Genomic DNA, 23252 nt, shown 5'->3' with positions numbered 1-23252 from the left:
GTGTGAACGATCTCGGCGAGGTACGCCGGATCACGATGACCGTCCGGCTTCGCGACGACCAGCTTCGCACCGATCTGCAAGGGCCAGAAGAACTCCCACACCGACACGTCGAACGTCGCCGGAGTCTTCTGCAAGACCACATCGGCCTCGGTCAGACCGTAGGCCTCCTGCATCCACACCAAACGGTTGACGATCGCACCATGGCTGACCGCCACACCCTTCGGACGACCCGTCGAACCCGACGTGAAGATCACATACGCCGTGTTCTCCGGACGCAGCGGCGCGATGCGCTGGGCATCGGTGACGCGGGTATCGGCGTAGCCGTCCAGGTCGAGCAGATCGATGCGGACCTGCGCGGTGTCGATCTCCAGATCGGTGCCCGAGGTGAGCACACACACCGGATCCGCCGTCGCCAGAATGTATTCCGTGCGCTCGGCCGGGTGATCGGGGTCCAGCGGCACGTAGGCGCCACCGGCCACGCTCACCGCGTACATGCCGATCACCAGATCGAGCGAGCGGCGCATGCCCAGTGCCACATAGGTTTCCGGGCCCACGCCGCGATCGATCAGCCAGCGCGACAGGCGGTAGACCCGCTGGGCGAACTCGGAATAGTTCAGCGTCTCGGAGAGACTCCGTGGGGGGCGGTGGTCGGGCGACGGGTGGGCCGGATTCGTGCCCTCGAAGGACAGGGCGGTGGCCTGCGGCGTGCGGGCAACCTGGGCCTCGAACATCGAGACGAGGGTGGCCCGCTGATCGACCTCGTGCGCGGTGGCGTTCCACTCGCGCACGACGAGTTCGCGTTCGGCGGCATCGAGCAGTTCGATATCGCCCACCGCGACAGCCGGTTCCGTGGTGATCGCGGTGAGCACCCGGATCAGGCGATCGGCGATGCGGTGCACGGTGGCCGCGTCGAACAGGTCGTTCAGATAACCGGCGCGGATGCGCAGCTGGGTGTCGAGCTGGGCGATCAGCGACAGCGGGTAGTGGGTGGCGTCGGCGGCGTCCAGGCCGGTGACGGCCATGCCGTCGATGTCGGCGGCCTGGGCCTTGATGCCCTCGGCGTCGACCGGGTAGGACTCGAAGACGACCAGCGAGTCGAACAGGCCACCGATTCCGGCCGCCGACTGGATCTCGGCGAGGCCGATGTAGTGGTGGTCGAGCAGGTCGGCCTGCTCGCCCTGGGTGCGGGTGAGCACCTCGCGCACCGATTCGGCGGCGTCGAAACGCACGCGCACCGGGACGGTGTTGATGAACAGGCCGACCATGGATTCCACGCCGGACAGCTGCGCGGGACGACCCGAGACGGTGGTGCCGAAGAGCACGTCGTCGCGGCCGGTCATCCGGCCGAGCACGATCGACCAGGCCACCTGCAGGACGGTGTTCGGGGTGACGCCGAGGTCGGCGGCCAGCGCCACGAGCCGCGCCGTGGTGGGCTCGTCGAGGTCGAACAGGTACTCGTCGGACAGGGCGGCGATCTCGCGGCTCGCGTCGGGGCGGGCCAGCATGGTCGGCTCGGTGACGCCGCGCAGCGCATGCGACCAGGCTTCGACCGAGACCGAATGGTCCTGACGGCCGACCCATTCCAGGAAGTGCCGGTAGGAGCGGACGGCGGGCAGCGCGCTCGCGTCGCCGTGCAGGGCGTAGAGGGCGAGCAGGTCGCGCATGACCAGCGGCGTCGACCAGCCGTCCAGCAGGATGTGGTGGTTGGACACCACGAAACGCCATTCGTGCTCGGCGATCTGGATCAGCGTGAAGCGGATCAGTGGCGGGTTCGCCAGGTCGAAGCGGGCGGTGCGGTCGGCTTCGACGAGATCGGCGTATTCGCCGGTCTCGATGCGGTCGTGTTCGGCCCAGGCCACGCGGGTGGTGTCGAGGACGACCTGCACGGCGTTGCCGTCGTGGTCGGTGACGAACGCGGTGCGCAGGGTTTCGTGGCGGTCGAGCAGCGCCTGGGCGGCGGCACGCAGACGGGTGGCGTCGACGCGACCGGTGAGCGTGAGGACGGCCTGGGCGGTGTAGACGTCGACCGAGGTGGCGGCCAGACGGGCGTGGAAGAACAGACCTGCCTGCAGCGCGGCGAGCGGCCACACCTGGGTCAGCTCGGGGTAGCGCTTCTCCCAGGTGTCGATATCGCGCTGGGTGGAGCGAACCAGGGCGAAGTCGGACGGCGTGTGACCGCCCGCATCGGCCGAATTGGCATGCCGGGCGACAGCTTCCAGCGCGGTGATCCACAGGTCGGCGAATTCGCGGACCTCGGCCTCGGCGAGCAGGGTGCTCGGGTAGCCGATATTGGCGCTGAGCTTGTCGCCGACGACGATCGCGTTGACATCGAGGGGCGCCATCGCGGGCATGTCGGCGTCGTAGGCGCCACCGAGGGCGGCCAGCTCGGGCGCGGGAATCCAGCCGAAGCCGCGCAGGGCGTCGGGGACGTCGCTGTCGGCGACGCGGCCGAGGTAGTTGAAGCTGATCTGGCCGGGCAGCTGCGTGGGCAGTTCGACGGCGGTCTCGGCGTTCATGTACCGCAGCAGGCCGTAACCGATGCCCTTGTCGGGCACCGCGAGCAGCTGTTCCTTGACCGCCTTGACGGCCTGTCCCAGCGCTGGACCACCGGCGAGCGCGGCATCGATGTCGATGCCGGCCAGGTCGAGGCGGACGGGGAAGATGGCGGTGAACCAGCCGACGGTGCGCGACAGGTCGGCGCCGGGCGCGACCTCTTCCTCGCGACCGTGGCCTTCCAGGCGTACGAGCAGCGCGTCAGTGTTCGGGTCGGCGCGGTGGCCGTTGCCGAGCGCGCCGGGACCGGTGCGGGTGGAACGCCACTTGGCGGCGGCCAGCGCCAGCGCGGTGAGCAGACCGTCGTTGACGCCACCGTGGAACAACGCGGGGACGGTGGTGAGCAGGGCCTTGGTGACCTCGGCGGACACCTCGACCGGCAGCTTCTCGATGACGCCGGAGACGTCGAGGGCCGGGTCCATGGGCCGCGCGGTGAGCAGCGGGTCCGGGGTGGCGACGACCTCACGCCAGAAGTCGAGTTCGGCGGCGCGGTCGGCGCTCTTCGCCTCGTCGGCGAGAGCATGCGCCCAGGCCCGCATGGAGGTGGCGGGGGCACCGAGTTCCGGCTGCTGACCCGAGGAGAGCTGACCCCACGCGGAAACGAAGTCGGGCACCAGGATGCGCCACGAGACACCGTCGACGACGAGGTGGTGAGCGACAACGATCAGTCGACCCGCGCGACGGGCATTCGACGCACCGGTCGCGGCCGCAGCGGATTCGCTGGCGCCCTCGACCTTTTCAGCGGCAGCGTCGCTCGCCGCAGCAGCGTCGGTGTGAGGGTTGTTCAGGTCCGGCTCGAGCCACACGAAGCGCACGACGACGCCGTTGGCCGGGTCGAGCCGATCGAGGCTGGTGTCCAGCGCGGCGGAGGCGATTTCGACAAGTTCGGCGTCCGAGACGTTCGGGTCGAACGTGGTGTGGTCGATCAGCGCGGTCGCGTCGACAGTGCCGGTGGGGGCGGTGTCGACGACCCAGCGGCCGTCGACCTGATGCAGACGCGAGCGCAGCATGTCGTGGCGGTCGATGACCGCGCCGACGGTGGCGGCGATGCCCGCGCGGTCGATGCCGACCGGCAGTTCCAGCGCCATGGTCTGGTTGAACCGGTCGAACGAACCGGGACGCTCGGCCATGAACCGCACGACCGGGGTCAGCGGCATCTCGCCGACGCCACCGCCCGGCAGCTCGGCGAGAGTGATCGCGGAAGCCGCTGCAACATCGGCGGTCTCGGCGACCGAGGCCAGCCCGGCGACGGTGCGCTGTTCGAACACGTTGCGCGGGGAGAACAGCACGCCGCGCGCCTTGGCCCGGGAGACGAGCTGGATGGAGACGATCGAGTCGCCGCCGAGGGCGAAGAACGAATCGTCCACACCCACGCGTTCCACACCGAGCACCTCGGCGAAGACCTCGGCGATGGTCTGCTCGATCGGGTTGCGCGCGGCCCGGAAGGTGACCTCGGTGGCGAACACCGGCTCCGGCAACGCCTTTCGGTCGAGCTTGCCGACCGGGGTGAGCGGCACGTGGTCGATCACCATGATCGACGACGGCACCATGTACGCGGGCAGACGATCCTCGACGTGCGCGGTCAGCGCCGCGACATCGATCGAATGGCCCGGCGCGGCAACCACATACGCGACCAGCGAGACGGCGCCCGCGGTGCTCTTGTGGCCGACGGTGGTGGCGAAGTCGACGGTCTCGTGCGAGGCGAGGGCGGAGTCGATCTCGCCCAGTTCGATCCGGAAGCCACGGATCTTGACCTGGAAGTCGGACCGGCCGACGTACTCGACGGTGCGCTCGGCGGTCCAGCGCACCACGTCACCGGTGCGGTACATCCGCTCGCCCGGGATGAACGGGTCGGCGACGAAACGGTCGGCGGTGAGCCCGGCACGGGCGTGGTACCCACGGGCCAGCTGGATGCCCGACAGATACAGCTCACCCGCGACACCCACCGGTACCGGCTGGAGCTGGGCGTCCAGGATCAGTGAACGCATGCCGCGAGTCGGCCCACCGATGGTGACCAGCTCGCCCGGCACCAGCGCGGCGCTGATGTTCGTCATGATCGTGGTCTCGGTGGGGCCGTAACCGTTGTGGAAGGCGCGAGTCGTGCCGTCCGCCAAAGGAACTGCCCACTTCGACACCAGGTCGGCGGGCACCGCTTCGCCACCGGCGACCAGCACGCGCAGCGAGTCGAGCCCGCTGGGGTCGAAGGTCGCCAGGGCGGCGGGGGTGATGAAGGCGTGCGTGACCCGCTCGGTGCGGATCAGCTCGGACAGCTCGTCGCCGCCGTAGACGCCGGGCGGGACGACGACCAGCGCACCGCCGCGGGCCAGCGCCAGCAGCAGTTCGAGGATCGACGCGTCGAACGAGGGCGAGGCGAAATGCAGTGCGCGCGTGTCGGAATCGAGGGCATAGCGCTGGGCCTGCTCCTCACCGAAGTTGGCGAGACCGGCATGGGTGACGACGACGCCCTTGGGCACGCCGGTCGAACCGGAGGTGTAGATGACGTAGGCGGGCTGCTCGGGCGTGGTCGCGCGGACCAGTTCGGTGTCGGCGATCGGCCCGCCGTCGAAACGAGCGAGGTCCAGCTCGTCGAGTACCAGCCAGCCGGCGGCAGAAGCATCCGCGGCAGCGCTGTCGAGTGTCGGCGCGGTCGCTGCCTGGCCGTCCGGCGCCGTTGCGGATTCCTGCGCACCAGCCGTTGCGTGCGGCGTGGATTCGATACCGGCCGCATCGCGCGGCGCGATGTCCGGAAGTCCGCCCAGCACAGAGGCGACGGTGATGCCCAGCGGCGAACCGGAGTCGGTGACCATGTGGGCGATGCGGTCGGCGGGGTAGGTCGGGTCGACCGGGACGAAAGCCGCGCCGGTCTTGGCGACGGCCCACGCTGCCAGCACCGAGTCGGCCGAGCGGGGGACGCCGATCGCGACGAGGTCCTCGGCGCCGATCCCCTCGGCGATCAGCAAGCGCGCCAGGCGGTTCGAGCGTTCGTCGAGCTCGGCGTAGGACACACTCGTCCCCTGGAACACCACGGCCGGGCCCGTCGGGTTCTGAGCGACGGCCTCGGACAGCAAGCTGCGCAGGGTGCGGGCGGGTACCGGCGGTTCGCCGACCCGGAACACGAGGTCGGCCCGCTCGGCGGCGTCGAGCACATCGATCGCGCCGACCGTGATCGAGGCATCGGCGGCGATCGCTTCGAGCACTCGCTGCCAGCGCACGGCGATGCCGGCGACGGTGTCCTCATCGAACAGTTCGGTGGCGTAGTTCAGTGCCAGCGCCATCCCGCCGTGGCCGGGTTCGCCCAGCTCGGAGAGGGTGAACTGCAGGTCGAAGCGGGCGACGCTCTCGTCGAGGTCGAGCGCCGACACTGCCAGGCCGGGCAGTTCCAGGGTGGTGCGGTCCAGGTTCTGGAAGGCCAGCATCACCTGGAACAGCGGGTTGCGCGACTGCGAGCGCTCCGGTGCGAGGAGTTCGACAAGGCGCTCGAAGGGCACATCGGCGTTGCCGTAGGCGTCGAGGTCGGTCTTGCGGGCCTGCTCGAGCAGGTCGGTGAACGTCTCGGCCGGGCGCACGCCGGTGCGCAGCACCAGGGTGTTGACGAACATGCCGACCAGGTCGTCGAGGGCCTGCTCACCGCGGCCCGCGATGGGGGTGCCGATGGCGACGTCGTCGGAGCCGGACAGCCGGGCCAGCAGCACCGCGAGGGCGGTGTGCATGACCATGAACAGCGACGCGCCCTGGCGACGGGCGATCTCGTCGAGCGCGGCGACGAGTTCGGGCGAGAGTTCGCGGTGCACGGTGGCACCGCGCAGCGAGGCGATGGCCGGACGCGGGCGGTCGAACGGCAGGGTCAGTTCGTCGGGGACACCGGCGAGCTGGGACTGCCAGTAACCGACCTGGCGCGACATGAGCGAGTCGGCGTCGTCCTCGGTGCCGAGTACTGCGCGCTGCCAGATCGCGAAATCGGCGTACTGGACGGGCAGCGGTGCCCAACCGGGGGCAGTGCCCTGGGCACGGGCCGTGTACGCGCGCATCACATCTCGGGTCAGCGGCGCGATCGAGAAACCGTCGGCGGCGATGTGGTGCACGACCACGACCAAGACGTGCTCGGCACCCGCAGCCTGTTCGTTGTCAGCGGTGCGACCTGTGTGGCCTGCGGAGGCGACCCGGAAGAGGCGGGCGCGCATCGGAACCTGTTCGGCCACATCGAAACCGGTGGAGACGAACTCGGTGACGGTCTCGAACAGCTCGTCCTGAGCGATCGCGATCGGGCGAAGGTCCAGCGAAATGCGTTCCGCCGCGACGATCTGCTGCACCGGGGTGCCGCCGTGCTCGGGGTAGCGGGTGCGCAGCGATTCGTGCCTGCGGACCAGGTCGGCCAGCGCGAGTGCCAGTGCCTCGGTGTCGAGTTCACCGGTGAGCCGGATCGCGACGGGCAGGTTGTAGGCGGCCGAGGTGGTGTCGTACTTGTTGAGGAACCACATCCGCTGCTGCGCGAACGACAGCGGAACCAGTTCCCCTTCGGCGCGCTCACGGGCGACCAGCGCCGCGCGAGCGGTACCGCCGGTGTGCGATTCCACCCGTGCCGCGAGGGCTTCCACGGTGGACGCTTCGAACAGCGCGCGCACCGGCACCGTGGCGCCGAGCGCCGCACCGATGCGGGCGACGACGCGGGTGGCGATGAGCGAGTTGCCGCCGAGGTCGAAGAAGTCGTCGTCGACACCGACGCGATCCAAGCCGAGCACATCGGCGAAGACCGCGGCCACGGCTTCCTGCACCGGTGTGACCGGTGCGCGGAAGGCCCGCGCCTGCACCGCGGGAGCAGGCAGCGCGCGGCGGTCCAGCTTGCCGTTGACCGTCAGCGGGATCCACTCGAGGCGCACGAGCGCCGCCGGAACCATGTAGGCGGGCAACTGTTCGGCCGCACCGCTACGGATGGTCTCGAGGTCGGGTTCGAGGTCGCCCTCGGCGACCACGTAGGCGACGATCCGCTGGTCACCCGGCTGATCCTCACGCACGATGACCGCGGCCTGGGCGATGCCCGGCTGCGCGAGCACGGCGGCTTCGATCTCACCGAGCTCGATGCGGAAGCCGCGAACCTTCACCTGGTCGTCGGCGCGGCCGAGATATTCGAGTTCGCCGAAACGGTTCCAGCGCGCGAGGTCGCCCGAGCGGTACAGGCGCGAGCCACCCTGGTTCGGGCCCGCGAGCGGGTTGGCGACGAAGCGGGTGGCGGTCAGGTCCGGGCGACCGAGGTAGCCACGCGCCAGCTGCGGTCCGGCGACATACATTTCGCCCGCGACACCCACCGGCACCGGCCGCAACCGGTTGTCGAGGACGTACACGCCCAGACCCGCGATCGCCCGGCCGACCACCGAACCGGCAGCGGCGGCAATGGTTTTCGCGTCGAGCGCACGGAACGACACGTGCACCGTGGTCTCGGTGATGCCGTACATGTTGACCAGCGTCGGCGAGCTGTCACCGTGGCGCGCGACCCAATCCGACAGGCGGCGCAGCTCGAGGGCCTCGCCACCGAACACCACGTAGCGCAGGGCCAGCGGCTCCAGGCCCGGTCCGGCGTTGCGGTCGGCCTCGGCCAGCTGGTAGAACGCCGACGGTGTCTGGTTGAGGACCGTCACCTGCTCCACGCGCAGCAGTTCCAGGAACTGTTCGGGCGAACGCGAGGTGTAGTAGTCGACGACGATCAGCGAGCCGCCGAACAGCAGCGGCCCCCACAGCTCCCACACCGAGAAGTCGAAGGCGTAGGAGTGGAACAGCGTCCACACATCACGCGGGCCGAAGCCGAAGTCGCGATCGGTGTTGGCGAACAGGCGCACCACATTGCGGTGCGCGACCGCGACACCCTTGGGGCGGCCGGTCGAGCCGGAGGTGTAGATGACGTAGGCGACATTGTCCGGCGAGAGCGGGGCGAGCCGGTCGGCGTCGGTGATCGGGGCGTCGTCGGCGTCTTCGATATTGCCGGTTTCCACGGCGAACCCGTCGAGCACCACCGAGGGCAGGTGCTCGGGCACCCGCACCTGGACGGTGGAATCGAGGACGACGCTGGTGGGGCGAGAGTCCTCGAGCACGTAGGCGATGCGCTCGGCCGGGTACGTCGGATCGACCGGCACGTAGCCCGCACCGGTCTTGACGACGGCGAGCAGCGCGACCACGAGATCGAGCGAACGCGGCAAGATCACCGCGACCAGCGATTCCGGGCCTGCGCCGTCGTCGATCAACCTGCGCGCCAGCACATTCGCACGGCGATCGAGCTCGGCGTAGGTCAGCGACTCGACGCCGAACTTGGCGGCGATCCGGTCGGGGTAGGCGGCGGCCGCGGCGTCGAACAGGTCGACCAGGGTCGTGTGCTTGTTGCCGAACAGGCCACGCCGGTAGCCGGCGGGGGTGCTGGCGTCGTGGATGACCGGCAGACCGATGGCATCGACACCGGAGGACACCCAGCGCTGCGCGACATCACGCTGTTCGGCCTCGCCGAGCAGGTCGATGTCGCCGACGATCACGTCGGGGTTCTCGGCCACGCTGCGCAGGATGCGGACCAAGCGGTCGCCGAAGGCGGCGACGGTTTCGGCGTCGAACAGATCGGTGGCGTAGTTCCACGACAGCGCGAGCGAGCCGTCGGCGGCCTCGCCCACGGTGAGCTGCACGTCGAATTTCGCCGTGCCCGGATCGAAGTCGACGACCTCGAGATCGAGGCCGGGCAGTGCGATGGTGCCCGCGTCGGCGGCGGTGGCCGCCTCGAAGGTGAGCGCCACCTGGAACAGCGGGTGATGCGCCTGTGAACGGGTGGGGCTGAGCACGTCGACGAGGCGCTCGAACGGCACATCGGCGTTGGCGAAGGCGGACAGGTCGACCTTGCGGACCTGATCCAGGAGGTCGCTGAAGCTCGCGCTCGAGTCGACCTCGCTGCGCAGCACCAGGGTGTTGACGAACATGCCGACCAAGTCGTCGAGCGTGCGCTCGCCGCGACCGGCGATGGGGGTGCCGATGGCGATGTCGGTGCTGTTGGACAGGCGCGCGGCCCAGGTGGCCAGTGCCGCGTGCATCACCATGAACAGGGTGACGCCGCGGGCGCGGGCGATCTCGGTCAGCGCGTGGTGCAGTTGCGCGTCGACCGAGAAGCGGTGCAGGTCACCGGCATTGGTGGCGACCTCGGGGCGCGGCCGATCGGCGGGCAGCTCGAGCTGATCGGGCAGATCGCGCAGTTGCTCGGTCCAGTAGGCGAGCTGGCTCGCGGCGACCGATTCGGGATCGGACTCCTCACCGAGGACCTCACGCTGCCACAGGGTGTAGTCGGCGTACTGGACCTCCAGCGGCGCCCAGGCGGGGTTCTCGCCGCGGGTGCGCTCGGTGTAGGCGATCACGACGTCGCGCAGCAGCGGACGCAACGAGAAACCGTCACCGCTGATGTGGTGCATGACCAGCACGGCCACGTGGTTCCGGTCGTCGACGCGCAGCAGGCTCGCGCGGAACGGGACTTCGCGGGTCACGTCGAAGTGCACGCTCGCCAGTTCGATCACCCTGGCCACCACGTCGCTCGCGGCGACCGGCTGGGCGGCCAGCGCGACACGGACCTCGTCGGCGGGCCGGATCTGCTGGTAGCCCGCGCCTTCCTCGACCGCACCCGCGGCCACATCGGCCGCCGGGTAGAAGGTGCGCAGGGACTCGTGCCGGGCGACCACGTCGGCGATGGCCGCCTCCAGCGCGGCGACATCGAGGTCACCGGTGAGACGGATCGCGACGGGGATGTTGTTGACCGCGGTGCGGTTGTCGAAGCGGTTGAGGAACCACATCCGCTGCTGTGCCTGCGACAGCGGCACCAGCTCGGGCCGCGGGCGGGGGGCCAACGGGATGCGGCCACCACGACCGGTGTGCGTTTCGACCCGAGCCGCCAGCGCGGCCACCGTCGACGCCTCGAACAGCGCGCGCAGCGGCACCTGGGTATCGAGCGCCTCCGACAGCCGGGCCGCGACCCTGGTGGCGACCAGCGAGTTGCCGCCGAGCTCGAAGAAGTCGTCGTCGAGGCCGACCTGACCGGCGCCGAGCACCTCGGCGAAGGTGGCGGCGACGATCTGCTGCACCGGGGTGACCGGCGCCTGGAAGGTGCGCGCGGCGAACACCGGCGACGGCAGCGCCTTGCGATCGAGCTTGCCGGAAGCGTTGAGCGGGAACGCGTTCAGCACCACGTACGCGGCGGGCACCATGTAGACGGGCAGCTCCGCGCCGAGTGCGTCCTTCACCGCGTCGGTGTCCACGGTGGCGCCGGTCTGCGGGACGACGTAGGCGACCAGCTGATCGCCGGTGTGCTCGTCGGCACGGACCACGACCACCGACTGGGCGATCTCCGGCAGCGCCGTGAGCGCCGCCTCGATCTCGCCGAGCTCGATGCGCAGACCACGCAGCTTCACCTGGAAGTCGGTGCGGCCCAGGTACTCCAGCTCGCCGGTCGGCGTCCAGGTGACGAGGTCGCCGGTGCGGTACATGCGCTCGCCGGGCTCGAACGGGTCGGCGACGAAACGGTCCATCGTCAGGTCGGCACGGCCCACATACCCGTGGGCCAGCTGCACGCCCGCGAGATAGAGCTCACCCGCGACACCCACCGGAACCGGTCGCAGCCGCGAATCCAGCACGTACAGACGGGTGTTGAACACCGGGGCGCCGATCGGCACCGTCTCGATGTCGGCATCGGTGACCTCGTGATAGGTCACGTCGACCGCGGCCTCGGTGGGGCCGTAGAGGTTGTGCAGCGCGGCGCCGGTCAATTCGCGCAGACGCTGCGCGGTCGGCGCGGGCAGACCCTCGCCGGAGGCGAACACATTGCGCAGCGAAACACACTCGGCGGCGAGCGGTTCGGTGACGAACACGGCCATCATCGACGGCACGAAGTGCGCCGTGGTGACCTGTTCGGCCACGATCAGCCGGGCCAGGTAGGCCGGGTCGCGATGCCCGTCCGGCTTGGCGACGACCAGGCGCGCGCCGACCTGCAAGGGCCAGAAGAACTCCCACACCGACACGTCGAACGTGGCGGGGGTCTTCTGCAGCACCACGTCGTCGGCGGCGAGGCCGTAGGCGGCGTGCATCCACACCAGGCGGTTGACGATCGCCGCGTGGCTCACGGCCACGCCCTTGGGACGGCCGGTCGAGCCGGAGGTGAAGATGACGTAGGCGGTGTTGTCCGAGCGCAGCGGGCGGTGCCGGTCGGCGTCGGTGACCGGCGCGGCCGAGTGGCCGGACAGGTCGAGCTGGTCGATGCGCACCTCGCGACCGGCGGCCGCGGGCAGGCTCTCGCCGGAGGTGAGCACGCAGACCGGTTGCGCGGTCTCGAGGATGTGCTCGATGCGCTCGGCCGGGTGATCGGGGTCCAGCGGTACGTACGCGCCACCGGCGGCGGACACGGCGTACATGCCGACCAGCAGATCGATCGAGCGCCGCATACCGAGTGCCACATACGATTCCGGGCCGACGCCGGCGTCCTTGAGCCAGCGCGCCAGCTGACGCACGCGACCCGCGAACTCGGCGTAGGACAGACTCGTCCCCTCGAACGTGAGCGCGACCGCGTCGGGGGTCCGGGCGACCTGAGCCTCGAACAGCGCGTGCAGCGTGGCCGGCTCGTCGTCGCTCGGGGTGCTCAGCGCGGCGTCGACGGCGAATTCGGTGTCGTTCCAGCGATCGAGCACCAGGGCGCGCTCGGCGGAGTCGAGAAGTTCGATGTCACCCACGGGAGCCGAGGGGTCGACCACGACGGCGGTGAGCACGCGCAGCAGGCGAGCGCCGAACGTCGCGGCGAAGCCCGCGTCGAAAAGATCTGTCGCGTAGACGAGTTCGGCATCCATGTGGCTGTCGTCGTCGGCGGGGACCTCGCTGAGCGCGAGCTGCAGATCGAACTTGGCCATGTGCTGGTCGATGCCCAGCTCGGAAACCGTGAGGCCGGGCAGTTCCAGGGTGGTGCGGCCCAGGTTCTGGAACGAGAGCATCACCTGGAACAGCGGGTGGCGCGACTGCGAGCGCGCCGGGTTGAGCACCTCGACCAGGCGCTCGAACGGCACGTCGGCGTGCGCGAAGGCGGCCAGATCGTGCTCGCGGACCTGACCGAGCAACTCGGCGAAGGTGGCGCCCGGATCGACCTGCGCGCGCAACACCAGGGTGTTGACGAACATGCCGACCAGGTCGTCGAGCGCCTGCTGACCACGGCCCGCGACCGGGGTGCCGATGGCGATGTCGGGGGTGCCCGACAGACGCGACAGCAGGACGGCGAAAGCGCTGTGCACCACCATGAACAGGGTGGTGCTGTGCTCGTGGGCGACCCGGTTCAATGCCTCGACGAGCTCGCCCGGCACTTCGAAACGGTGCGTGCCCGCCTGGTAGCTGGCCTGCGCGGGCCGCGACTTGTGGCCGAGGCGCAGCTCGTCGGGCAGATCGGCGAGCGCCCCGCGCCAGTGCTCGAGCTGCTCGGAGATCAGCGAGGTGGGATCGGTTTCGTCGCCGAGGACCTCGCGCTGCCACAGCGCGTAGTCGACGTACTGGATGTTCAGGGGCGGCCAGCCGGGTTCGGTGTTCGCGGTGCGGGCCACGTAGGCGGTCATCAAGTCGCGCACCAGCGGACGCAGCGAGAAACCGTCGGCGGCGATGTGGTGGACCACCATCACCAGCACGTGTTCGCGCTCGCTGAGCTCGTAGACCCGAAGGCGCACCGGCGCGTTCGCGGTGACGTCGAACCCGCGACGGGCGAACTCGTAGAGCGAGGTCGCCATGTCGGTCTCGTCGGCCTCGATCAGCTCGACGTCCGGAATCGAGCCCGCGGCGGCGAGCACCTTCTGGTAGGCGGTGCCGTCGGCCATGGCGGCGCGCCCCGACTCGGGGGCGACGTACACGGGGTACACCGTGCGCAGGGTTTCGTGGCGGGCGACCACGTCGGCGACCGCGCCGCGCAGCGCGGGCAGGTCGAGCAGGCCCTGCAGGCGGACCGCGACCGGGATGTTGTAGGTGCCGGTGTCGGCGACGTCGAAACGGTTCAGGAACCACATGCGCTGCTGTGCGAGCGACAGCGGCGGATACTCGGGGCGCTGACGGGCCGTGAGCTCGGCGCGCAGACCGGTGCCCGCGTGCGATTCCACGCGGGCGGCCAACGCGCCGACGGTGGGCGCCTCGAACAGCGTGCGCACGCCGACCTCGGTGTCGAGCGCCGTGCTCAGGCGTGCCGCGACCTGGGTGGCCACGAGCGAGTTGCCGCCGAGGGCGAAGAAGTCGTCGTCCACGCCGACGCGTTCGGCGCCGAGCAGGTCGGCGAAGATCTCGGCGACGATCTCCTCGATCGGGGTCGAGGGCGCACGGAACACCTTCGCCTCGAACACGGGCGCCGGCAACGCTTTACGGTCGAGCTTGCCGGACGCGTTGAGCGGGAAGGCCTCCAGCACGACCAGGGCCGACGGCACCATGTAGGCGGGCAGTTCGGTGGTGATGCCCGCCTTCACCGCGGCCACGTCGAGAGCCGAGCCCGCCTCTGGCACCAGGTAACCGACGAGCTGGTCACCGGCGTGCGCGTCGGAGCGCACGACGACGACCGACTGCGCGACACCCGGCTGAGCCAGCAGGGTCGCCTCGATCTCACCGAGTTCGATGCGCAGACCGCGCAGCTTCACCTGGAAGTCGGTGCGGCCCAGGTAGTTCAGTTCGCCGTAGGTGAGACCGTTCTCGCCCGACACCGCGGTCCAGGTGACGAGGTCACCGGTGCGGTACATGCGCGAGCCCGCCGCGCCGTACGGATTGGCGACGAAGCGGTCGGCGGTGAGGTCGGCCCGGTTGAGGTAGCCGACAGCCAGCTGATCGCCCGCCAGATAGAGCTCTCCCGCAACGCCGGGGGCCACGGGGTGCAGGCGCGAATCCAGCACGAACACCCGGGTGTTCCACACCGGGCGCCCGATCGGCACCGACTCCACATCGGCGTCGACGACCTCGTGATAGGTGACGTCGACCGCGGCCTCGGTGGGACCGTACAGGTTGTGCAGCCGGGCGCCGGTGAGCTCGCGCAGGCGCTGCGCGGTGGGCGCGGGCAGCGCCTCGCCGGAGGCGAACACCTGACGCAGGCGCACCGCGTCACCGTTGCCGTTGCTGCCGAGGGTCGAGACGAACACCGACAGCATCGAGGGCACGAAGTGCGCGGTGGTGATGTCGCGTTCGGCGATGATCTGGGCCAGGTACACCGGGTCGCGGTGGCCGTCGGGCTTGGCGACGACCAGGCGAGCGCCGGTCTGCAAGGGCCAGAAGAACTCCCACACCGACACGTCGAAGGTGGCCGGGGTCTTCTGCAGGACGGCGTCGGCGGCGTCGATCGGGTACTCGTGCTGCATCCACAGCAGGCGGTTGACGATCGCCGCGTGATCCACCGCGACGCCCTTGGGGCGGCCGGTCGAGCCGGATGTGAAGATCACGTAGGCGGTATTGGTGGCCCGAATCGGTTGCACGCGTTCGGCATCGGTGATCGGCGCACCGCTGAAGTCGGCGGGCGAGAAGATGTTCTCGACCGCGTGCACGGTGACGCCGTCGGCCTCGAACGCGTCGCGGCGGCTGGTGAGCACCAGTCGCGGCTGCGCGGTCTCGATGATGTGGCCGATGCGGTCGGCGGGCTGATCCGGGTCGAGCGGTACGTAGGCGGCGCCGGTCTGCAGCACCGCGTACATGGCGACGACGAGCTCCGTGGAGCGCCGGATCGCCAGTGCCACATTGTCACCGGGGCCCACGCCGTCGGAGATCAAGCGGCGGGCGATGCGGTTGGCCCGCTCCTGCAGCTCGCGGTAGGACAGCTCCTGCTGCTCGAAGACCAGGGCGACGGCGTCCGGGGTCCGCTCCACCTGCGCGTCGAACAGCGACATCAGCGTCGCGTGCGGGACGGCGTGCGCGGTGTCGTTCCAGTCGACGAGGACCTGCGCGTGCTCCTCGGGTGCGAGCAGATCGATGTCGCCGACGAACACCTCGGGATCGGCGACCACCGCGGCGAAGATGTTGTCGAGCCTGCGGGCGAACGCGGCGACCGTCGATTCGTCGAAGAGATCGAGCGCGTACGAGAACTCGGCCGCCATACCGCCGACGTCACCGTCGGTGTCCTGGACCTCGGTGAGCGTGAGCTGCAGGTCGAACTTGGCCAGCTGCGGGTCGTAGTCGATTCCGCTCACCGCGAGACCGGGCAGCTGCAGCGAGGCCTGCTTGTTGTTCTGGAACGACAGCATCACCTGGAACAGCGGGTGGCGCGACTGCGAACGGGCCGGGTTGAGCACCTCGACCAGGCGCTCGAACGGCACGTCGGCGTGCGCGAAGGCCTGCAGGTCGGTCTCGCGGGCCTGGGCGAGCAGGGTGGCGAACGGGGTGGCGCCGTCGACCTGCGAGCGCAGCACCAGGGTGTTGACGAACATGCCGACCAGGTCGTCGAGCGCCTGATCGCCACGGCCCGCCACCGGGGTACCGATCGCGATATCGCTGGAGCCGCTGGCCCTGGCCAGCAGCACCGCGAGGGCGCTGTGCATGACCATGAACAGCGAGGCGTTGTAGCGGCGGCCCAATTCGACCAGGGCACGCTGGGTTTCGCTCGCGATGACGAAGCTGTACGTGCCGCCCCGGTAGGACGCGGCAGGCGGGCGCGGGTGATCGGCCGGAAGCACCAGCTCGTCGGGCAGGTCCGCGAGTTCCTTTGTCCAGTAGGCGATCTCGGACGAGATCAACGACTGCGGATCGTCCTCGGAGCCGAGGACCTCACGCTGCCAGAGCGAGTAGTCGGCGTACTGGACCGGCAGCTCGGCCCAGGTCGGCGCCTCCCACGAGGTGCGGGCCGCGTACGCCATGATCACATCGCGCGAGAGCGGCGCCATCGACCAGCCGTCGGCGGAGATGTGGTGCACCACCATGCCGAGCACGTACTCGGACTCGGACACCTCGAAAAGCCGTGCGTGCAGCGGCACTTCGCTGGTCACGTCGAACGCCATCGACGCCAGATCGATCAGGTGATCGATGAGGTTGTCCTCGGTCACCCGGTACGGGGTGAGGTCGGGAACGATCTGCGCGGCGTCCAGGATCACCTGCACGGGGCCGGTGCCGGAGTCGGGGAACACGGTGCGCAGCGACTCGTGGCGGTCGATCACGTCGATGACCGCGACCTGCAGGGCTGCCACGTCGAGGTCACCGGACAGCCGGATCGCGACAGGGATGTTGTTGACCGCCGACGCGGTGTCGAAGCGGTTGAGGAACCACATGCGCTGCTGCGCCAGCGACAGCGGCACCCGGTCGGGGCGTTCGCGGGCGACCAGGGCCTTGCGCGCGCCGTCACCGGCCTGCGACTCCACCCGGGCGGCCAGCGCCGCCACCGTGGGGGCCTCGAACAGCATGCGGACCGGGACACGGGTGTCCAGGGCGATGCCGATGCGGGACGCGACCTGGGTGGCGATCAGCGAGTTGCCGCCCAGTTCGAAGAAGTCGTCCTCGACACCGACCCGGCCGAGTTCGAGCACGTCGGCGAAGACCTGCGCGACGATCTGCTCGATCGGGGTGGTCGGCGCGCGGAACTCGCGCACCTCGAACACCGGCGCGGGCAGCGCGCGCCGATCGAGCTTGCCGTTGACGGTCAGCGGGACCGCGGCGAGCACCATGATCGACGAGGGCACCATGTACGCGGGCAGACGCTGTGCGACATGGTCGGTCAGTTCGGCGATATCGATCGAACTGCCCGGCACCGCCACGACATAGGACACCAGCGAGGTGCTGCCGCCCTTGTTCTTGTGGCCGATGCTGACCGCGAAGTCGACTGTCTCGTGCGAGGCGAGCGCGGAGTCGATCTCGCCCAGTTCGATACGGAAACCGCGGACCTTGACCTGGAAGTCGGAGCGGCCGACGTACTCCACGTTGCGGTCGGCGGTCCAGCGCACCACGTCACCGGTGCGGTACATCCGCGCACCGGGGGCGTAGGGGTTGGCGACGAAACGGTCGGCGGTGAGCGAGGCGCGCGCGTGGTACCCCCGCGCCATGCCGACGCCGCCGATGTAGAGCTCACCCGCGACACCGACCGGCACGGGGCGAAGGCGGTCGTCGAGGATCAGGGTGTGGACGCCGCGGATGGGGCCGCCGATGACGACCCGCTCCCCCGGGATCAGCCCTTCGCTGAGGTTGGACGCGATGGTGGTCTCGGTGGGTCCGTAGACATTGCCCAGCATGCGGCGCGAGCCGTCGGGCAGGCGCACGGCCCACTTGGCGACCAGTTCCGGCGGGACCGCTTCACCACCCGCGGCGAGCACCCGCAGGTGATCGAGGCCGCGGGCGTCGAAGGTGGCCAGCGCGGCCGGGGTCACGAACGCGTGGGTGACCTGTTCGGTGATGAGGATGTCGCGCAGTTCCTCACCGCCGTACACACCCGGCGGGACGACGACGAGCGTGCCGCCGCGACCGATCGCGAGCAGCATTTCCAGCACCGACGCGTCGAATGAGGGCGAGGCGAAATGCAGTGCGCGCGTGGTGGAGTCGAGCGAGTAGAGGTCGATCTGCTCGGCGCAGAAGTTGGCGACGGAGGCGTGGGTGACCACGACGCCCTTGGGCACACCGGTGGAACCGGAGGTGTAGATCAGGTACGCGGGCTGCGCGGGATCGGTCTGGCGGACCAGTTCACGCGGTGCGAGGGCGGCATCGGAGATACCGGTGAGGTCGATGTCGTCGACCACCACCCAGCTCACCGAATCAGGGAGGTCGTCGGCTTCACCGGTGACCGTGATGCCAACGGACACACCGGCGTCGGCGATCATGTGGGCGATGCGGTCGGCCGGGTAGTTCGGGTCGACGGGCACGAACGCGGCACCGGTCTTGGTGACCGCCCACACGGCGAGCACCGATTCCAGCGAACGCGGCACGGCGACGGCGACGAAGTCCTCGGCGCCCAGACCCTGCTGGATCAGCAAGCGCGCCAGCTGGTTCGAGCGACGATCGAGTTCGCCGTAGGAGACAGCGGTCCCCTCGAACACCACGGCGGTCGCCTCGGTGTCGCGGGCGGCCTGCGCGATCAGCTGCGGCAGGGTGCGCGCCACCGCGGCGGGAGCGCCGAAACGGGTGACCAGGTCGGCGCGCTCGGCGTCGTCGAGCACGTCGATCGCACCGACGGTGACGGCCGGGTCGGCCAGGATCGCGTCGAGCACGCGGCGCCAGCGCAGCAGCAGCTCTTCGACGGTCGACTGATCGAACAGGTCGATGGCGTAGGTGAGCACGCCGGTCATGCCCGACAGCGAGCCGGTGCCGGTGTGTTCCTCGGTGAGGGTCCACTGCAGGTCGAACTTGGCCATGTCGACCTCGACCTCGTCGGCCGTGACCGTGAGACCGGGCAGCTCCAGGGTGCCGTGCGACATCTCCTGGAACGACAGCACCACCTGGAACAGCGGATGGCGGGCCTGCGAACGCGACGGGTTGAGCACGTCGACGAGCCGCTCGAACGGCACATCCGCGTTGGCGAACGCGCTCAGGTCGGTTTCGCGGGTGCGGGTGAGGAATTCGGTGAACGGCTGGGTGGGATCGACGTCGGAACGCAACACCAGGGTGTTGACGAACATGCCGATCAGGTCATCGAGGGCCTGCTCACCACGACCGGCGATGGGGGTACCGACGGCGATGTCGGTGGTGCCCGACAGGCGCGCGAGCAGCACCGCGAGGGAGGCGTGCACCACCATGAACAGGGTGACGCCGTTGGCGCGGGCCACGGCGGCGAGCTGTTCGTGGGTGTCGGCGTCGATCTCGAAACCGACGCGCGCGCCACGGAAGCTCTGCTGCTGCGGGCGCGGGCGGTCGCTGGGCAGGTCGAGCTGGTCGGGCAGGCCTTCGAGGGCGCTCTTCCAGTAGTCGAGCTGACGCGCGGCCATCGAGGCCGGGTCGGATTCGGCGCCGAGCAGTTCGTGCTGCCACAGGGTGTAGTCGCGGTACTGGACCGGCAGCGGCAGCCAGGCCGGAGCCTGGCCCGCGGCGCGAGCCAGGTAGGCGGTGGCGACATCGCGGGCCAGCGGGCCGAAGGAGAAACCGTCGGCCGCGATGTGGTGCACGACGAAGGCGACCGCGTATTCCGGTGTGCCCGCACCGTGACCGTTGGACTCGGCGGTCCCACCGGCCACCTTGAAGATCTGCACACGGATCGGCAGTTCCAGGGTGACATCGAAGCCGGTGGAGGCGAAGTCGATCAGCTCGTCGCGCAGCCGCGACTGGTCGATCGGGGTCACCGCGATGCCGAGGTCGAACTCGTCGGCGCCAAGGACGTGCTGGAAACCGCCGTCGGCGTCGGGGAAGATCGTGCGCAGCGATTCCTGGCGCACCACAACATCATTGAGCGCGGCGATCAGGGCATCGACGTCGACGCTGCCCTTCATCTGCACCACGAACGGCAGGTTGTAGGTGGGTGCGGTGGGGTCGAACTGGTTGATGAACCACATCCGCTGCTGGGCCAGCGACAGCGGCACCTGTTCGGGACGCGGCTGCGCGACCAGCGGCGGACGCGCGGCGGAAACATCGGCGGGCGTGACGGATTCGGCCCGCGCGGCGAGTCCGGCCACGGTCGGGGTCTCGAACAGCGCGCGCACACCCAGCTGGATACCGAAGGCGGCGCCGATGCGGGCGACGACCTGCGTGGCGACCAGGGAGTTGCCGCCCAGTTCGAAGAAGTTGTCGTCGGCGCCGACGCGTTCCTGGCTCAGCACATCGCCGAAGATGCCGGCCACGATCTGCTCGGCCGGGGTACGCGGTGCGCGGAAATCGCCTGCGGCAGCGGTGAAGACGGGTTCAGGCAGCGCCTTGCGGTCCAGCTTGCCGGAGGTGTTGAGCGGGAACGCGTCGAGCACCATGATCGACGCGGGCACCATGTAGGCGGGCAGCTTCTCGGACACGAAACGAGTCAGCGTCGCCGGGTCGGCGGACTGGCCCGGCGCGGGCACGATGTAGGCCACGAGCTGCTGGCCGGTCGCGGTGTCGACCACGAGCACCGCGGCCTGGCTGACGGTCGGGTGCGCGAGCAGGTCGGTCTCGATCTCGCCGAGCTCGATGCGCTGACCGCGGAACTTCACCTGGAAGTCGGTGCGGCCGATGTACTCCAGCACGCCCTCGGCGTTCCAGCGCACGAGGTCGCCGGTGCGGTACATGCGCTCGCCGGGGGCGCCGACGGGGTTGGCGACGAATCGGTCCGAGGTCAGGTCGGGGCGGCCGCGGTAGCAGCGGGCCAGCTGCCGACCGGCCAGGTACAGCTCACCGGGGGCGCCGATCGCAGCCGGGCGCAGCCGCGAATCCAGTACGTAGACTTCGACATTCCACTCGGGGATACCGATCGGCACCTGTGTGGTGTCGGCTTCGGTGGCCTCCCAGTAGGTGACCGAGACCGCGGCCTCCGTGGGTCCGTACAGGTTGTGCAGGCCGGCGTCGGAGATCGCGCGCAGACCCGCGGCGGTCTCCGGGGGCAGCGCTTCACCGATGACGAAAACCGCACGCAGCGAGGCGCATTGAACCTGCGTGGCGTGCGAGACGAAGACGGTGAGCATCGACGGGACGAAGTCGGTCACGGTCACGCCGTGACGTTCGATCATGTCCGCGACATACAGCGGGTCGCGGTGGCCGTCGGGGCTCGCGATGATCAGTTTCGCGCCGACCATCAGCGGCAGGAAGTAGCCCCACAGCGACACGTCGAAGGTGGTGGCGGTCTTCTGTAAGTAGACGTCGTCGGCGGTCAACCGGTACTCGTCGAGCATCCACAGCTCTTGGTTGACGATCGCGTGGTGGGTGACCGCGACGCCCTTGGGGCGACCGGTCGAACCCGAGGTGTAGATGACGTAGGCGGTGTTGTCCGGACGCAGCGGGGACAGGCGGTCGGCGTCGGTGAGAGCTGTGGCGTCGAAACCGGTCGTGTCGAGTCGATCGATCTCGACGCGGGCGACGGTGTCGGGCAGGTCGAGGTCGTCGCCGGTGGTGGTCAGGACGCAGACCGGTGCCGCGGACTCGAGGATGTAGGCGGTGCGGTCGGCCGGGTGATCCGGGTCGATCGGCACGTACGCGCCACCGGCCCGCAGCACGGCGTGCATGCCGATGACGAGATCGAGCGAGCGGCGCATGCCGAGCGCTACGAGCGATTCCGGGCCGACGCCGTCGGCGATCAGGAAGCGGGCCAGCCGGTTCACCTTCGCGCCGAATTCGGCGTAGGTGAGGGTTTCGCCCTCGAAGTCCAGGGCGATGTTGTCCGGGGTCAGCGGGATCTGCGCGTCGAGCAGTGCGGGCAGGGTGGTCGCGGGGACCTCGTGTGCCGCGTCGTTCCACTCGGTGAGCGAGCGTTCCAGCTCGGCCGTGCCGGTGACCGGCAGGTTCCACACCGGCAGCTCGGCGTCGGCGGCCAGGAAACGGTCGAAGAACTCCAGGAACCGGCCGTGATGGGTCTGCGCGTCGGCGGCCGAGTACAGGTTCGGGTTGGTCTCGAAGTCGATGTGGGAGCGGGTGCCACCGTGCGACTGATAGAAGTTGACGCCCAGGTCTTCGATGCTGCCCGTGGACAGCACGTTGAGCGTGCCCTCCATGCCGCCGAAGCTCAGGTGGTTGTCGAACAGCATGATGTTGACCCACGGGCCGAAGAACTCCGTGGAGACCATGCCCTCGCCCGCCGAATCACGGCGGATGTCCTCGTGGCGGTAGCGCTGGTGGCGCAGGGCGCCGGAGACCTCGGTGGTCACCGAACGCAGCAGCTGCGCGACCGTGGTGTCGTGGCCGACGCGCAGGCGCAGCGGGACGATGTTCGAGGTCACACCGCCCGAGCGACGCATCACCGCGGTGGTCCGGGCGGTGACCGGGAGGCTGAGGATGACGTCTTCGGTGCCGGTGATCTGGGCCAGATAGGCCGCGAAACCGGCGATCAGCAGGGGTGCGGCGGTGCTGTCGTGGCGGGCGATCGCCGCGGTGAGCAGCTCGTCCTGGGCGGTGCTCAGCGCCGCGCTGGTGACGTCGTTGACCGGCGAGGGCGGGGCCGAGCGGCCGGTGAGGCTGCTGCCCTCTTCCAGGCCCGCTACCCGCTGAGCCCAATGCTCTTTGTCGGACTGGAAGCGGGTGCTGTCGCGGTAGACGAGCTCGGACTCGTAGAGCGCGCGCAGATCGGTGGCTTTGTTCGGCGGGGCCGGGGTGCCGGTGACCTCGGCGGTATAGAGCTGTGCCGTGCGGTTGACGAAATTGTTGGCGCCGAAACCGTCGAGCACGATGTGGTGGACGCGGGCATACCAGTACCAGCGGTCATCGCTGAGCTGCAGCGCGGCGGCCTGGACGAGGCGGTCGTTGACGATGTCGAGCGGGCGGCTGTACTCGGCCCGCATCCAGGCGGCGGCGGCCGCTTCGGGGTCGGCCTCGCCACGCAGATCGACATAGATCAGCGTCGCGTCCTGGGTGGGGTCGATGGTCTGCATCGGCTCACCGTCGACCTCGACGATGCGCAGCCAGCCCGATTCGAGGTCGGTGGCCGCGTCGGCGCTCGCGCGCTCGAGCACGGCGACATCCAGGCGTCCACGCAGGTCGACGTACTGGGCGATGTTGATCGGCACCTGTGGGTCGACGTGCTGCGCGTACCAGATACCCAGCTGTGCGGGCGAGAGCGGGAAGTACTCCGAAGAGCCTCCACGTCCGTCACCAGTTTCGCCGTTTCCGCCGAAATCCAGCCGGTCCAA

General features: G+C 69.7%; 1 protein-coding gene (cut by a window edge). It reads right to left on the bottom strand.

Annotation, left to right across the window (positions count from 1 at the left end; genetic code table 11):
* The coding region annotated (locus ACWF99_RS23415) for a non-ribosomal peptide synthase/polyketide synthase (protein WP_452537355.1) crosses the window boundary (this coding region is incomplete at its 3' end): on the bottom strand, positions 1-23252 show 23252 of its 29252 nt. The annotated region extends 6000 nt beyond the left edge of the window.

Source organism: Nocardia sp. NPDC055002 (assembly GCF_053608825.1).
The sequence above is the reverse complement of the archived record's forward strand: the minus strand, read 5'-3'. Positions and strand labels throughout refer to the sequence as shown.